This is a genomic window from Polynucleobacter wuianus, from assembly GCF_001659725.1.
Lineage (GTDB): Bacteria > Pseudomonadota > Gammaproteobacteria > Burkholderiales > Burkholderiaceae > Polynucleobacter > Polynucleobacter wuianus.
The window spans coordinates 1660051-1676208 of sequence record NZ_CP015922.1; the positions used below are offsets into that span (position 1 = coordinate 1660051).

At 43.9% G+C, this 16158-nt stretch carries 15 protein-coding genes; 7 read left to right on the plus strand and 8 right to left on the minus strand.

Annotated features, from left to right (window positions below; genetic code table 11):
• Positions 1-394: 394 nt before the first annotated feature.
• Entirely contained in the window at positions 395-988 is a 594-nt protein-coding gene (locus tag A8O14_RS08525) for a nitroreductase family protein (RefSeq protein ID WP_161484825.1), read from the minus strand.
• Positions 978-1445, minus strand: coding sequence for a nuclear transport factor 2 family protein (locus tag A8O14_RS08530; protein WP_068949122.1), 468 nt, complete (start codon positions 1443-1445; stop codon positions 978-980). The genes A8O14_RS08525 and A8O14_RS08530 overlap by 11 nt, the downstream gene beginning before the upstream one ends.
• Positions 1446-1618: 173 nt before the next feature.
• Here A8O14_RS08530 and A8O14_RS08535 point away from each other — a divergent pair, with 173 nt between their 5' ends.
• Entirely contained in the window at positions 1619-2695 is a 1077-nt protein-coding gene (locus tag A8O14_RS08535; RefSeq protein WP_456107071.1) for an HPP family protein, read from the plus strand.
• Positions 2692-3222, plus strand: a complete 531-nt coding sequence (locus tag A8O14_RS08540) for an HPP family protein (RefSeq protein WP_068949124.1) — start codon at positions 2692-2694, stop codon at positions 3220-3222. Before A8O14_RS08535 ends, A8O14_RS08540 begins: the two co-directional genes overlap by 4 nt.
• 7 nt (positions 3223-3229) lie before the next feature.
• Here A8O14_RS08540 and A8O14_RS08545 read toward each other — a convergent pair whose 3' ends face one another.
• Genes A8O14_RS08545 through A8O14_RS08570 form a run of 6 tightly spaced genes read right to left on the minus strand, consistent with a single transcriptional unit; the run spans position 3230 to position 11532 of the window.
• Positions 3230-3739 carry an HPP family protein gene (locus A8O14_RS08545; RefSeq protein WP_068949125.1) on the minus strand — a complete coding sequence of 170 codons (510 nt, stop codon included), beginning with the start codon at positions 3737-3739 and terminating at the stop codon, positions 3230-3232.
• A gap of 3 nt (positions 3740-3742) precedes the next feature.
• Entirely contained in the window at positions 3743-4651 is a 909-nt protein-coding gene (ybiB, locus tag A8O14_RS08550; RefSeq protein WP_068949126.1) for a DNA-binding protein YbiB, read from the minus strand.
• 7 nt (positions 4652-4658) lie between these two features.
• Entirely contained in the window at positions 4659-7499 is a 2841-nt protein-coding gene (locus tag A8O14_RS08555; protein ID WP_068949127.1) for a nitrate reductase, read from the minus strand.
• On the minus strand, positions 7492-7842 hold the full coding sequence (nirD, locus tag A8O14_RS08560; RefSeq protein WP_068949128.1) for a nitrite reductase small subunit NirD: 351 nt from the start codon (positions 7840-7842) through the stop codon (positions 7492-7494). Before nirD ends, A8O14_RS08555 begins: the two co-directional genes overlap by 8 nt.
• Positions 7835-10285: a nitrite reductase large subunit NirB gene (gene nirB, locus A8O14_RS08565; protein ID WP_068949129.1), complete on the minus strand. Its 2451-nt coding sequence runs from the start codon at positions 10283-10285 to the stop codon at positions 7835-7837. The genes nirD and nirB overlap by 8 nt, the downstream gene beginning before the upstream one ends.
• Complete coding sequence (locus tag A8O14_RS08570; RefSeq protein WP_068949787.1) at positions 10282-11532, minus strand: CmpA/NrtA family ABC transporter substrate-binding protein; 1251 nt, start codon at positions 11530-11532, stop codon at positions 10282-10284. Before A8O14_RS08570 ends, nirB begins: the two co-directional genes overlap by 4 nt.
• A gap of 195 nt (positions 11533-11727) precedes the next feature.
• On the opposite strand from A8O14_RS08570, the gene cobA reads away from it, so the two are divergent.
• Genes cobA through cynS form a run of 5 tightly spaced genes read left to right on the plus strand, consistent with a single transcriptional unit; the run spans position 11728 to position 16120 of the window.
• The gene (gene cobA, locus A8O14_RS08575) at positions 11728-12531 is read left to right on the plus strand and encodes a uroporphyrinogen-III C-methyltransferase (RefSeq protein ID WP_068949130.1); all 804 of its coding nucleotides are present in this window, start codon (positions 11728-11730) and stop codon (positions 12529-12531) included.
• 20 nt (positions 12532-12551) lie between these two features.
• A complete protein-coding gene (locus A8O14_RS08580; protein WP_068949131.1) occupies positions 12552-13925 on the plus strand; it encodes a CmpA/NrtA family ABC transporter substrate-binding protein in 1374 nt (457 codons plus the stop codon).
• A 15-nt stretch (positions 13926-13940) separates the two neighbouring features.
• On the plus strand, positions 13941-14801 hold the full coding sequence (gene ntrB, locus A8O14_RS08585; RefSeq protein ID WP_068949132.1) for a nitrate ABC transporter permease: 861 nt from the start codon (positions 13941-13943) through the stop codon (positions 14799-14801).
• Complete coding sequence (locus A8O14_RS08590) at positions 14791-15654, plus strand: ABC transporter ATP-binding protein (RefSeq protein WP_068949133.1); 864 nt, start codon at positions 14791-14793, stop codon at positions 15652-15654. The genes ntrB and A8O14_RS08590 overlap by 11 nt, the downstream gene beginning before the upstream one ends.
• Positions 15655-15676: 22 nt before the next feature.
• Positions 15677-16120, plus strand: coding sequence for a cyanase (gene cynS, locus A8O14_RS08595; RefSeq protein WP_068949134.1), 444 nt, complete (start codon positions 15677-15679; stop codon positions 16118-16120).
• Positions 16121-16158 lie beyond the last annotated feature (38 nt).

Below are 16158 nucleotides of genomic sequence, written 5' to 3' on the forward strand. Positions count from 1 at the left end.
CTTAAAGTAACGCTCGTTTACCAAAAAGTACTTTGGAGCAACGAAGTGTTAGATGGTTGTTCCAAAATTCCTGTAGTTTTGAAAACCAAAGACCGATAGACCACTTCTTTTAAATCCCCGAATTTGCTTACACATTTACTTACACATCGAGACTGACCACCCGCAGATCCCCTGTTTATATGGCTCTACCTTGGGCTTCTGCTCTCATAATCCTTTGGTCCCAGGTTCAAGTCCTGGTGGGCCCACCAATGAAATCAACGACTTAGGGAGAAATTCCTAAGTCGTTTTTCTATTTGTGCCACAAAATGTGTAAGCAATTCCCACGTATCTTCCAGTGCAAACCCAATAAACATATAGGTCTGCCATTGGAGCAATGAACTACTTATGGACTGAATTAGAAAACTGAGCTGTAGGAACTTGCATCAGGTCTTTGTTTATTGGGTTTATGAGCTGAGATAGTACCGATAGTGATGAAGCACAGAGGCTCCTCTTTATCCTTAAGTAAAAATAACTCCCTCATCTTTTGGCTATATAGAGCCTTACCGCTTGATAGCCCTGAGCCAAACCCTAAAGCGTTAGCCATTAGTAAAATATTCTGAATTGCACATCCCGCGGAGATGAGTTTTTCTTGTTCAGGAATATTATCTAGCGCATTGTTTAGCTTGGCAGTTGCCAGTAGCAGTAAGGGGCCCCGAAAGGCTTTCTGCTTTGCTTCATCAAGTTGGGTTGGTGTTGCGTTGGGATCTCTTGCCATAAGGGAATCTGCAAATAGGCCGCCTAATAAATTGCGACTTTCAGGGCTAACTTCATAAAAGTGCCAAGGCGTTACCTTCCCATGATCGGGTGCGGCTCCAGCGGCATTCAGAATTTCTAATTTCTGGGATGGGTTAGGGCCAGGCGCAATAAGTCTTTTAGGTGAAACATGTTGGCGACTATGGATCAGGGCATCTGCAAAGCCACCGAGCGAATCTAAATTGCTAGAAGCCAAAATGACTCAGCCCCGGGTGATCATCAGGCCGTCTTCCAAGAGGCCAAAAGAATTTTCGATCTGATTCTTTGATGGGTAGATCATTGATGCTGGCAAAACGTCTCATCATGAAACCATTTTCATTGAACTCCCAATTCTCGTTGCCAAAGCTTCGTGACCAGTTCCCAGAATCATCCCGGCACTCGTAAGCAAAGCGAACCGCGATGCGGTTATCTGTGAATGCCCATAACTCTTTAATTAATCGATAGTCAAGCTCCTTGGCCCATTTACGCTGGAGAAACTCTTTTACTTGATCTCGGCCTTTCGGAAATTCAGATCTATTTCTCCAAATAGTATCTTCCGTGTACACCAAGGAAACCTTTTCTGGGTCTCGGGTATTCCAGGCATCTTCAGCCATTCGAATCTTTTGAATCGCAGATTCCGTATTAAAGGGAGGTAGGGGCAGTTTCTGTTCCATAGCGCTTTGTAGTTAATCACTGGAATGATAAGAATATACACAGATCTGCATACAATAGCCCAAGTAGTGCCAGTTTTGGTGCATTTAAAAAACACTCATTAGGACCACTTTTGAAACATTTTTTCAAAAAGTTAATTGCCATCTCTTTGCCGGAGGCTAACTCAGTTTCGTGGTTGGAGCGGTTTAGGTCAGTTTTAGGGGTTGCGTTGGGCTTACTAGCTATGATCAGCCTTGGCTTATTGCTTGAAAGTTATGGTGGCGCATCGCCATGGATAGTTGCCTCGATGGGGGCTAGCGCTTTTTTATTATTTGTATTGCCTTCAAGTCCAATGGCACAACCTTGGGCGGTTATAGGGGGTAGTTGTGTTTCTGCTTTTGTGGGTGTTATCTGCACGCACTTTATCCATGAATTGATATTATTAATTCCTCTGTCGGTTGGACTTGCAATCTTGGCAATGTTTACTTTACGTTGTTTGCATGCACCCGCTGCAGCTTTAGCGCTATTAATCCCTCTGAGCGGATTGACAGATTTTCATTTTGTACTCTTCCCAGTCTTAGGTAATTCTGTCTTACTAGTTTTGTGCGCAGTAATTTATAACTCCCTAACGGGAAAGCCGTATCCACATCGCCCAAAAGCGCTGATAGACTCATCCCCATTACAACAGCGCGACCGTAAAATTGAAGATGAAGAAATTGATGCTGTTTTAGAAAGATATAACCAAGTCCTTGATATCAGCAAGGATGACTTAGCTAATTTAATTTCTCAAGTTGAGCATGGGGCATATCAAAAGAAGCTACAAAGTATGTTGTGTAAAAATATTATGACAACAGATGTCGTGTATGTGATTATGGATTCACCTTTGGATCAGGCATGGAATTTACTGCGCAAGCGTCATGTCAAAGCTTTGCCAGTTATAGATGGTGCAAGAAGAGTGCTTGGAATTATTACCCTAGAGGATTTTCTTAAAAGTGCAGCAGTGGATTTTCACCAAACCTTTGGACAGCGCATCAGGGGTTTTATGCGGACAGCTGTTCCCGGTTTAAATAGTTTCCCCAATGCTGTTGGGCAGGTGATGAGTAAGCCGGTAAGAGTGATTAGTGAAGATCGAAATATGCTTGACTTGGCTGAGATATTTTGTGGCGATGGTCATCACCATATCCCTGTAATTAATGATAATAGGCAGTTGGTAGGAATGATCACCCAATCTGACTTTGTGAAAGCTATTGACCAGTCCATTGATATTAGATGAAAAATATTTTCAATAAATTGATTAATTTCTTTAATGAAATTGCACCACCCCAGGGACAATATTCTTGGTTTGATAAGCTCAGAGTATCTATTGGTGTGGGCGTAACCATCCTTGTGATAGCCTTCTTGAATCACCTATGGGGTGATATGACGCAAGATGAGAATATGGTGACGGCTGTATTTGGAGTAAGTGCACTATGCATTTTTCTCTTTCCCGATAGCAAGTTCTTTTCTCCATTGGTATTGATCGAGGCAAATTTATTGGCCTCCTGCGTCGCCTTCATTTGTGTTTATATTTTTCCATCAGTTTCCTTGGGTATTCCGGTTGGCATTATTGCCACAATAGTTGGTATGTACTTGCTAAAGTGCATCCATCCGCCAGCTGTTTTCTTAAGTATTTTTATTGTGATGGCCGGCACAAATAGTTATGATTTTGCCCTACACCCCGTTTTAGCTGACTCTATGGTTTTAGCCCTGGCGGCTTTTGCAAATAAGGAATTAATGAAGTATTGGGCCCGCAGATCTTAGATCTTGATTAGCTCCAAACACTCCAGTCCTTTGATTGCGGTGAAGGTTCATTCCATTTCACTGGGTAATGAAGAGTCTTTCCTGGAGTTAGACGACTCCAGATAGCTGCCACAACTGCAAGAATCGTAACGCCTACCAAGACAACTCCTACGAGATGGCCAAAGCCAGCGTGAGCCTGGATCATGATGAGTGGATTAGCTCCGGCTGGTGGGTGCACAGTTTGGGTAAGCAATAAGACCACTAAAGTAATTACCTCTGCGAGCAAGTAAACCCACAAAGCATCGTCAAAAAGCTGGTAACAGACAATACCAATGAGTGCGCTGATGAGGTGCCCACCAAATAAAGCTCTTGGTTGTGCTGCAGGGGCGCTAGTTAAGCCAAACAGAAATATTGTTGAGCCACCTAATGATGCAAGTAGTAATGGTGAAGTTGGGGGTTTAGTGGCAAGCAGAACCAAGCCAAGCGCAACGATTGCTCCCAATGAAACCCATACCAAACGTTTAATTATTCTGAGCATGACTTAGTGTAAGCCAGCCATCGTAGATATTTGATCAGCTTGCCTGAGGATTGAGCTCGGACATCTGACTTCTCCAGAGAGTACTTGCTTGGTAACAGACGCTGTTGATATGGCATCAATTTCGAAAAATGGATTCGGGTCTTCGAAGCGTTCTTCTGGGCTGGTGACTTCATTTCTATTTGAAGGCAAAAAATGCATTTCAGGTAATCGTTGTAGGGAGGCAGTTGGTTCACCCTCGCTTCCCCTCATCAAAATTGCATTTGCTGAACGAAGTTGGAAAAACTCTCGTAATTTTTCTGGGTATTCTGGATGGGTGTAGTTAGAAACTTGCCAAGGGTTTTGAAGCGTTGGATTAATCAGTTTTGCCAGCACATGACCGGTATTTCGCAGGCCTATTCTTTCTCTGACGTCTAATAATCTTTGAAGCGCTGGTAAGATAACATTGAGAGGGCAAAAGACTGGTTGATTAGAAGTTAGGAGGGTTCCAAATTCATTCTTAGTATTGAGAATTGGCCAGCCAAGGGACTTAAAAATTTCATGGCTCGTTACCCTGGTTTGATCTTTTTCGACCCCCTGAACAAGCACTGTAAAACCATAACTAGCAAGCATGCCAGCAAGAAGTGGCGTTAAGTTTGCTTGTTTTCTAGCCCCGTTATAGCTTGGTAAGACTATGGTTGGACGTGTGCCAAGATTCAGTAAATTCAGATGCGGTTGTAGGGCATCCATAAAGCCCATGAGCTCAGAGACAGACTCACCCTTGATGCGCATAGCAATACAAAATGCACCCAGCTCTAGATCGCTGACATTGCCATCTAGAATTTGAGTGAATACTTCTTTGGCCTGATTGCGATCAAGATCGCCAGCGCCCTTGCTGCCTCGGCCGATGACCTTTAAGAATGATGTGATGCCCATTACAGAATTATGCAGCTACTTCTAATTTCTTGAGGAAGGTGGCAATAATCTGCTTGACTTCGGGTTTGCAGGAACCGCAATTGGTTCCACATTGCGTTTCAGATTGAAGAGAGGTCATGGCGTCTTCGGGGGAGGTTCCTGCTGGCATCTTGCTTAAGTATTGCTTCATTGTGTCTGCAGATACATTAAAGCAATTACAAATTGCCTTACCTTTGGGTTTAATTTCTACAGGGGGTTTGCTAACAGGCATCAACAAAGACCGACCAAGGGTTTTTGCATCTAAGCCGCTTTCTAGGTACTCTCTTAACCAGGTAGTACTTGCTAGGCTTTCAATGGAGCCAGTCAGCATTGCAGATAGAACCTTCTCTTGAGCGCGAACAAGTCGTACTACGCCTTTGCGCTTATCGCTATATCGCATCACTGGCTCTTCAGACGCCTCATCTAATTTAAATTTTTGCATCACTTGCTTTAAAGCTTGTGCTGCAACAGATCCTGATTCTTCAAGAGGGTCTTCGTGGTGAGCAGCCTTGAATGAAACCCCAATGAGGTCACCATCCTGCTCTCTCCCAAATAGAACGCATTGGGCGGAATCGAAATGAGGCAAGATGCTGCGCAAACTGTTTTGAACAAAAAATACTTCTTCTTTGGGAAATAAGCCGAAAGCCACTAAATGCCAGGGAAGGTTTGCTGGCAATATCTTGACGGCTGAATGTTTCAGTTCGGGCTGACCGGATACAGGGTCGATCATGTTGCAAGTAAGGCCGTTGACTCCGCGGCCCGGTGTTTTACCAGCAGCGCCTGAAATAAATTCAGAACCCCAGTGCATGGCAATAAAGGCTTGGGAGGAGGCGATATCGTCTGAGACTTTGATTGGGAAGATCTCACTACCTCTGCGACTAGTGACATGAACTAAATCACCATTAGCCAAATTCATCCTGCCAGCATCTTTGGGTGAAAGCTCTACGCAGGGTTCTGGCGAGTGGCCATACAGAGTCGCAATCGTTCCTGTTCTGCTCATCCCATGCCATTGATCTCTGAGGCGCCCAGTATTTAAGGCAAATGGGTAGCGAGCATCTACAGATTCTGCAGTTGCTTTATAGGGTGCAGCAATAAAGTGAGCTTTTTTATCTTTGGTAGGAAAAACGCCATTTTCATAAAGACGTTTTTTGCCAAAGAAATCCCCTTTGGGCATAGGCCATTGCTGTGGTCCGCGTTCCTCAAGGATTTTGTAGCTTAAACCAGTAATATCGAGATCGCGACCGGCTGTACTCTCACGATGCTCATTCCAAATATCCTCAGGTCCGGCGTAAGGAAATAGAGTGGATGTTCCTTCTTTTCTATTACCTGGTAATAGCGCTTCAAGAGCTACTCCAATTTCAAGAGCGATCTGCCAATCATGTTTAGCAGACGCATAGGGATCAATTGCGGGATTTACTTTGGAAATTCTTCGCTCTGAATTAGTAACTGTCCCCACTTTTTCTGCCCAGGTAGTGGCGGGCAATAATACGTCTGCATATAAGGTAGTGGCTGTGTGCGCATAAGCTTCCTGCACTACAACAAATTCTGCTTTGCTTAATCCCTCGTGAACTGCATTGAGATCGGGCATCGATTGTGCTGGGTTTGTACAGACGATCCATATGGCTTTTAGTTTTTCAGTACGCAATGCCTCAAACATGGGAATGGCACTAAGACCTGGCTTTTCGGGAACTGAATGCACCCCCCACAGGTCTGCAACTTCTGCACGATGTTCTGCGTTGGCAAGATCGCGGTGTGCAGATAATAGGTTGGCTAAACCTCCAACTTCCCGGCCACCCATCGCATTGGGTTGTCCAGTCAAAGAGAATGGGCCAGCACCAGCTTTTCCTATTTGACCGGTGGCCAAGTGAAGATTTACTAAAGCAGCATTCTTGGCTGTACCTGATGCTGATTGATTTAATCCCTGGCAGTACATCGATAGGGTTGCAGGTGAAGTAGCAAACCATTGCGCCGCTTGGAACAAGTCTTTTTCATTAATACCGCAGATCTGACTTACTGCCTTAGGCGTGAAATCTCTAACTAAATCACGCAGCGCATCAAAATCCGCCGTATATGAGCTGATATAAGACTCATCAATCCATTTCTCCCAGAGCATGATGTAAAGCATGCCGTGATATAGCGCAACATCAGTACCAGGCTGTATCTGAAGATAGAGATCGGCTTCTTTAGCGGTATCTGTTTTTCTGGGATCAACAACAATGACCTTGAGATCCGGATTATTTTTACGTGCATCCTCAAGACGTCTATACAGAATTGGGTGAGCAAAAGCAGTATTAGATCCGGTAATAAAGATCGTAGATGCCAAATCAATATCTTCATAGCAGCAGGGTGGAGCATCCATCCCCAAGGTTTGCTTGTAGCCAGCTACCGCGCTAGACATACAAAGGCGTGAGTTGGTATCAATATTGTTAGAGCCAATCAAGCCCTTCATTAACTTATTGAAGATGTAATAGTCTTCGGTCAGCAATTGACCAGAGACATAAATACCAACAGATTCTGGACCATGCTCTTTAATGATGTTGGCAAATTTTTGGGCAACAGTTTGAATTGCCTCGGTCCAAGAAACATCTGTCGGCTCTTCGCCCCTTGTTTTGCAGATAGCAGGTGAACCCAGCCGAGCCTGCATCTGAAGGCTTGGGTTTGCAGTGAGATGAAGGGTGGAGCCTTTACTGCAGAGTCTGCCAAAGTTTGCAGGATGATCGGGGTCGCCGCGAACCCCAGTTACCTCGATCTTCCCCTTATTTTCTGCAGTTTCAATAATGACGCCACAGCCAACACCGCAATAGCAACAGGTGCTCTTAACTTCAGCCATGAGTAGCTTGCAATTCCTCGCGGCTTAGCCAAACCACACCAGACTCTACTTTGACTGCAAAGGATTTAGCGCAGCCTTCATCCGGGGCAACGGCACAGCCAGTGGAGAGATCTATATTCCAGGAATGCAGTGGGCAGGTGACGGATTTACCATGAACAATACCCTGCGAGAGAGGGCCACCCTTGTGCGGGCACTTATCCAATACGGCAAATACTTCGTCTTCTGAATTTCTGAAAATTGCTATTTGACCCGCAGGTGCCTCAATAACGCGAGCGCCTAGGACTGGTATTTCTTCGACCGTTGTGATTTTTTGCCACTGATCAAGTTGGACGGTATTAGACATTTCCAACCTCGACAATAGGAATGGTTTTAAATTGACGAATATCTACACCAGCGCGTTCGAAGTCCTTCCAGGGATCTGGAGCATCTTTTAGATCAAACAGCAGTCTTTCATAGAGAGCTTTACGACTTTCAGCATCGTCGACCACCTTTTGCTTAATGTATTCCATGCCAACTCTTGCCAAGTAATGGACAGTTCGATCCAAATACCAAGCTTCTTCGCGGTACAGCTGTAAGAAGGCACCAGAATATTCACGAACTTCCTCAACAGTTTTAACTTTACAGAGAAATTCCGCTACTTCAGTTTTAATGCCGCCGTTACCACCAATATAGAGCTCCCAGCCAGACTCAACGCCAATGATGCCAACGTCTTTGATGCCAGCTTCTGCGCAGTTTCGGGGGCAGCCAGACACTGCAAGCTTCACTTTGTGAGGTGCGTACATACCGAAGAGCATTCTCTCTAGATCTACGCCCATTTTCATGGAGGACTGGGTGCCAAAACGACAGTGCTCATCACCAACACAAGTTTTCACTGTGCGAATTGATTTGCCATAGGCATGACCTGACGGCATATCCAACTCTTTCCAAACCGCTGGAAGATCATCCTTCTTGATGCCAAGTAAGTCAATTCGTTGGCCGCCAGTTACCTTCACTGTGGGCACTTGGTATTTCTCAGCAACGTCAGCAATTCTACGTAGCTCAGAAGGAGTAGTTAATCCACCAAACATCCGCGGAATAACTGAGTAGGTGCCATCTTTCTGAATATTGGCATGAGCACGTTCATTAATGAAGCGGGATTGTGGATCATCTTTTGCTTCATGTGGCCATGTGGAGATCAAGTAATAATTTAAGGCAGGGCGACAAGTCGCACATCCGTTAGGTGTCCTCCAGTTTAGTTCGGTGCGAACTTGCTCTTGAGAAATTAAGTGACCTGAGCGTATGGCTTGACGAATTTCATCATGAGAAAGATCGGAGCATCCGCAAATCGATTTCTTTCTGGGGGTTGCTGAATAGTCTGTGCCAAGAACATTCATCAGCACTTGCTCAACTAGGCCTGTACATGAACCACAGGAGCTGCTGGCTTTAGTACATTTCTTCACTTCATCTAGTGTGAATAGACCTTGTTCCCGAATAGCCTTGACAATGGTGCCTTTAGTAACCCCATTGCATCCGCAGATTTCATCTGCATCAGTCATTCCGGCAGCTTTATTGTGACCTTGATGACCAACGTCGCCAATATTGGATTCACCAAACATCAACGTGTCGCGAATTTCTGCAACACTTTGTTCGTCACGCATGAGCTTGAAATACCAAGTGCTGTCTGCTGTATCGCCAAACATGCAGGCACCAATTAAACGATCATCTTTGAGAACTAATTTTTTATATACGCCGCCAATTGGATCGGCTAGAGTAATTTCTTCAGTGCCTTCGCCGCCCATAAAATTTCCAGCAGAGAACAGATCAACGCCAGTTACTTTTAGTTTTGTTGAGGTTACAGAGCCCTCATAACGACCGATGCCGTACTCAGCAAGATGGTTTGCACAAACTTTAGCTTGCTCAAATAAGGGGGCGACTAAACCATAGGCTGTGCCGCGGTGACTTGCACATTCACCAACTGCATAGACTCTTGGATCAAACGTTTGCAGAGTGTCATTAACAACGATGCCTCTTTGGCAATGTAAACCTGCAGACTCAGCTAAAGCTGTATTGGGCTTAATACCCGCCGCCATAACAACTAAGTCAGCCGGTATTCCTAGCCCACCTTTAAAGCGGATATGGCTAACACGATCTCCGGCTGCATTAGGGGTAATTGCCTCAGTAGAAGTTTTCAGTAAAAACTTAAGACCTTTTTCTTCCAAGGATTTTTGTAGCAAATCAGCCGCTGTTTTATCTAACTGTCTCTCCATCAACCATTCGGCAAGATGGACCACGGTCACACTCATACCCCTGAGAGCTAGACCATTTGCAGCTTCTAGACCAAGCAGGCCGCCACCAATGACAACGGCATTTTTGTAACGCGTCGCCACATCAATCATCTCATTGGTATCTTTAATATCACGATACGCAATCACGCCAGGTAAATCATTTCCTGGAACAGGCAAGATGAATGGTAAAGAGCCAGTAGCTAGCAATAAGCGATCGTAGCTTTCAACGGTGCCATCATCGGCAATAACAGTGCGCTCTTTGCGATCAATCTTAGTTATGGTTTTGCCAAGATGAAGATGGATGCCATTACTCTTGTACCAATCGAGGTCATTTAGAACAATTTGCTCAAGAGTCTGTTCGCCAGCCAATACTGGGGACAGCAAAATGCGGTTGTAGTTGGGATGGGGCTCAGCACCAAAGATGGTGATGTCATAAAGCTCTGGGTCGAGCTTTAATAGTTCCTCGATGGTCCTAACTCCGGCCATCCCATTGCCAATCATGACGAGTTTTTGTTTTTTCATGCTTTGATCTTGAAGCTATCTGCATAAGCAGCAGGGTTGGAGCCATTCCATACAACGCCATCGAATAATTTACTTGTGCGCATATCACTCTTGGGTAGGGGCGTTTTAGTGGCTGTTGCTGCCTCTTTATAAAGAGCAATGTTATTAACCTTTTTAGCGACAGCCAAATAATCAGGATGTTCTTTTAATAGACCCCAGCGCTTATGCTGAGTCATGAACCACATACCATCTGAAAGGTATGGAAAATTAACCGAACCGTCGTTATAAAACTTCATTGCATGCGGATCATCCCAAGTTTTACCAATGCCATTGTTATAGCGTCCCATCATACGATCTTGAATAACGTTGATGTCAGTATTAATGAATGAAGGTGCTGAAACCACTTCGGCTGTTTTATGTTTATTGCTAGTTGAGGCATCAATGTATTTACTAGCCTCTAGCATGGCTGATACAACGGCGCGGCATGTATTTGGATACCTCTTTGCAAAATCTCCAGTTGATCCAAGAACTTTCTCGGGGTGATCTTGCCAAATAGCCTGGGTGGTGATGGCTGTGAAGCCAACATCATCAATAATTGCACGAGCGTTCCAAGGTTCTCCTACACAAAATCCATCCATATTACCGCTGCGCATATTCGCAACCATTTGTGGAGGCGGAACGGTTGTGATTTTCGCATCCTTAAATGGATTAATTCCATAATTTGCTAGCCAGTAATAAAGCCACATTGCATGCGTACCAGTTGGGAAAGTTTGAGCAAAAGTATAGTCACGCTTCTCTTTATCCATAAGGGCTTTAAGGCTGGCACCGTCAGTAACACCTTTTTTGTAAAGCGCTTTAGAGAGACTGATTGCTTGTCCATTGTTATTAATGCTCATTAATACCGACATATCTTTTTGTTGACCGCCAATACCCATCTGCAATCCATAAACTAAACCATACAGAATGTGTGACATATCATTCTCACCGTTGACAAGCTTGTCGCGAATAGCTGCCCAAGATGCTTCTTTGGTAGGAATGATCTTGACGCCATACTTTTTATCCAAGCCAAGATGGTTGGCCATAACCACTGATGAGCAGTCAGTCAGAGCGATAAAACTTACCTTCACATCAGTTTTCTCCGGAGCATCAGAGCCTGCAGCCCATGCCCCTGCTTTAACCATTGGATCTATCAGAGAGAGAATGCTGGCAGAGCCAATACCTTGAATGAGTTTGCGTCGTACAGAGTTGGTATCTGAAGTGGCTGAAATAACAGTTTCTGGTGTTATTAATTTAGCTTTGATGTTTTCTTTCATGCTGGGCTCCTTTGGTCGATAACTAACAATAAGGAATTTTGATTTCTAGGAATTTTCTGAATGCTCTGAAATGGTGCTCCAAAAGAATGCATGAACACTTTTGGTTCATTTGTTAGGCTTAGAGGGGTTGCTGACTGTTACAAATGATGCATGGAACAAATTGCACCATTAAGAGTTCGAGCCCCTAAATTAGATGGGCTAGCGTCCGGCGTTTACCTCATTGGCGCTGGACCTGGAGCTGCCGACCTCATTACTGTTCGCGGCTCGAGAATTTTGGCTCAGGCAGACATCGTTTTCTATGACGCACTCATTGATCTTTCCATGTTGGATTGGTGTTCTAGCGCTAAATTGGTGCAAGTTGGTAAAAGATGTGGGTCACATTCGAGCTCTCAGCACTTTATTAACAAGCAATTGGTGGACGCTGCTAGCAAGTATCCAGTAGTGGTGCGCCTCAAAGGTGGGGATCCGCTAATTTTCGGTCGAGCGCAGGAGGAGATTGATGCCCTTGAGAAGGCAAATATTCCTTATGAAATTGTTCCGGGAATTACTACAGCCTTAGCGGCTTCTGCTGAATTGAAACAGCCGCCCACAACACGCGAACTAAGCCGTACCTTGACACTGACAACCTTGCCTGGTCGTTGTGCGCATGAAGATTATAAAACCGCCATCTATTACATGGCGCGTGACCAGTTATCTGAGGTTGCTACAACCTTATTGACTCAAGGCTACTCAGCGAATACACCCGTTTGTTTAATGGAGTCAGTAAGCCTTCCAGCGCAGCGCAGTTTTGCTTGTACCTTAGATCAATTGCGTTTTGGTGATGTTCATGATCATTTTTTAGATAAGCAACCAGTAGTAGTGATGGTGGGAGAAGTTTATAGAAAAAAACTTCAGACTTTATTTCCTTTCATTGAGTCACAAAATCATTTCAATCTATTTCAAAAAGCATCTTAATTATTTATTAGGAGATACACATGAATTCATATCGTCCGTTTGATCCAGATAGGCCGTTATTTAGTAACCGCTGCAGTTGTGGACAGCATGCTTCTGAGCTAGACCATGCAAATTCTCTATCAGCAAAAATGGATGTCGAGCAAGAGAGTGCTGATTTTGTAGAGGCTAGTTTAGTAAAAGCATTGTTTCCTCAAGAAAGTCGCCGCCGTGCATTCTTAAAAGCAGTTGGAGCTGGTGGCGCCATGAGTGCCTTATCAGGCTTCTTGCCAGTAGGTGCCTTACAGGCTATGGCTCAGGAAAAAGCACCGCTTGAAAAGCCGGATCTGAAGATCGGCTTTATTGCTATTACTTGTGCGACACCGCTCATTATGGCTGACCCTTTGGGTTTCTATAAGAAGCAAGGCTTAAATGTAAGTTTGAATAAAACTGCGGGCTGGGCATTGATTCGAGACAAGATGCTCAATAAAGAACATGACGCCTCTCATTTCCTATCACCTATGCCGATTTCAATGTCAATGGGTTTGGGATCAGATCCATCTCAGATGCGCGTTGCGACAATTCAAAACGTGAATGGACAAGCAATTACTTTAGCGAATAAACATAAAGATAATCGTGATCCAAAAAATTGGAAAGGTATGAAGTTTGCGGTTCCGTTTGAATACTCAATGCATAACTTTTTATTGCGTTATTACGTAGCGCAAGCAGGATTGGATCCAGATAAGGATATTCAAATTCGAGTCACGCCACCGCCAGAGATGGTCGCTAATCTACGTGCAGGTAATATCGATGGTTTCTTGGGGCCGGATCCATTTAATCAGCGGGCTGTTTATGATGAAGTTGGCTTTATCCATATTCTGACTAAGCAAATCTGGGATGGTCATCCTTGCTGTGCTTTTGGAACCTCAGAAGAGTTCATTAGGAAAAATCCAAATACATTTGCAGCTCTTTATCGTGCGGTACTCAATGCCTCCACCATGGCACGCGATCCTGCGAATAGACCTTTAATTGCGAAAGTTATTTCTCCGCAAAACTATTTGAATCAACCTGAAACAGTCGTGATGCAGGTCTTGACGGGTAAGTTTGCAGATGGTCTTGGAAATGTACAGAATGTCCCGGATCGAATCGACTTTAATCCGATTCCGTGGTACTCCATGGCAACCTGGATGTTGACTCAAATGCAGCGCTGGGGCTATGTCAAAGGTGATGTGAATTACAAAGACATCTCTGAAAAAGTGTTTCTCCTTACCGATGCCAAAAAATATATGGGTGAGACTGGTATTGCTGTGCCTCCATTAGCTAAGGTTGGATACAAAAAAGACAAGATTATGGGTAAAGAGTTTGACCCTAGTCAGCCAGCAGCCTATTTGAAATCTTTTCAAACTAGTAAAGCGTGAATTTAAGGTAAATGAATGAAAACGTTATCAATTAAGGTAAAAGGCGCAATTCTTTCTGTTGCAATCCTTCTGATGTGCTTGCTTGTATGGCACGTTTCGACAACGCAAAAGGTGTCACCCCCGCCCGGATTTTCTGCAAACTCAAGTGAGTACAACAGCTTAATGGGTCAAGGCGGAGGAGCATCAGTTCAAAAAACAGGATTTCCAACCTTAACGCAGATGGGGCAAACCATTTATAAGCAACTGTCACATCCTTTTTATGACAATGGTCCTAACGATAAAGGAATTGGTATTCAACTGGCTTATTCCTTAGTTCGTGTTGGTTTGGGTTTTTTATTGGCAATGATTGTGGCAATCCCATTTGGATTTTGGATTGGAATGTCGCCTTTAGCGTACGAGGCATTTAATCCTTTCATTCAAATACTAAAACCAATTTCTCCCTTAGCGTGGATGCCGATTGCTCTATACACTATTAAAGACTCTTCAATTTCTGGAATATTTGTGATCTTTATTTGTTCTGTATGGCCAATGCTTTTAAATACTGCATTTGGAGTAGCTAGTGTCCGTAAGGAATTATTAAATGTCACCAAAACATTAGAAGTTTCTCCCCTGCGAAAGGCATTCTTGGTAATTCTTCCTGCTGCTGCACCAACAATTTTGACAGGTATGCGTATTTCTATGGGTATTGCATGGCTGGTGATCGTTGCTGCTGAGATGCTTGTTGGCGGAACGGGTATCGGATATTTTCTATGGAACGAGTGGAACAACTTATCGCTCTCCAGTGTGATTTTTGCGATTCTTTTAATTGGTATTGTTGGAATGTTATTAGATACCGCATTTGCTAAGTTACAAAAGGCGGTTGCGTATGCAGAATGAAAATATTTTTCTCAAAGTTTCAAATCTTAGTAAGTCATATAAAGCTGATGCACCGCCAGTATTTGAGGGTATCGATTTTGAAATCGAAAGAGGGGAGTTCGTTTGTATTATTGGACACTCTGGATGTGGAAAAACCACTATTCTGAATGTGCTCGCAGGTCTTGAGGAGTCAACTGGCGGTGATGCAATTATGCTTGGTAAACATATTCAGGGGCCCGGTCTTGAGAGAGGAGTTGTTTTTCAAGGACATGCATTGATGCCTTGGATGACAGTATTGCAAAACGTTGCCTTTGCTGTGAAGTCAAAGTATCCCGATTGGTCAAAAGAGCAGATTAACGAGCATTCCAAAAAGTATTTGGAGATGGTTGGTTTGGTAAATGCTGAATCAAAAAAACCATCAGAATTATCTGGAGGTATGAAGCAAAGAGTTGGTATTGCTAGAGCCTTTGCAATTGAGCCTAAAATGCTACTGCTTGATGAGCCCTTTGGTGCTTTAGATGCGCTAACTCGTGGAGTGATTCAGGATGAGCTCCTCAAAATCTGCAAAGAAACCAATCAAACTGTCTTTATGATCACCCATGATGTTGATGAGGCAATCTTACTTTCAGACAAAATCATGTTGATGAGCAATGGTCCTAATGCACGCATCGCTGAAATTGTAGTTAATACCCTGCCTAAAGGTCGCCAAAGAGCAAGCTTGCATCATGACCCAATGTACTATCCAATGCGCAATCACTTAGTTGATTTCTTAGTCAATCGATCAAAGGATTTGCAAATAAAGGGTGCAAAGGGTGAGTTGGATGGTTACAAGCCAGTCATAGTCCTTCCAGGTATTGATGCAGCTGTAGCTTAATAAATTAAATCAGGAGAAGAAGATGGATCGTTCAGTAGTTACACAGAAAATTATCGAAGCCAAAGTTCGCAAAGGCATGAAGTGGAGTGATATTGCCAAAGCCATTGGCGAGTCTAAGGAGTGGGTTACTGCAGGCTGCTTAGGCCAAATGACTTTTACCAAAGCCCAGGCTGAAGCTGCTGGCAAGTTATTTAACTTAACTGATGAAGAAATGGCTTGGTTACAAATTGTTCCTTATAAAGGCTCTTTACCAACTGCAGTACCAACAGATCCATTGATCTATCGTTGGTATGAGATTGTTAACGTGTATGGCACTACTATCAAAGAACTGATTCATGAAGAGTTTGGCGATGGCATTATGAGTGCGATTGATTTCTCCATGGATATTAAGCGTGAGCCTGACCCGAAGGGCGATCGTGTTCAAGTAGTTCTTTCGGGTAAATACCTTGCTTATAAGACTTATTAATCAACCTTGCCTCTCAGTTAGCCACCTTCGGGTGGCTT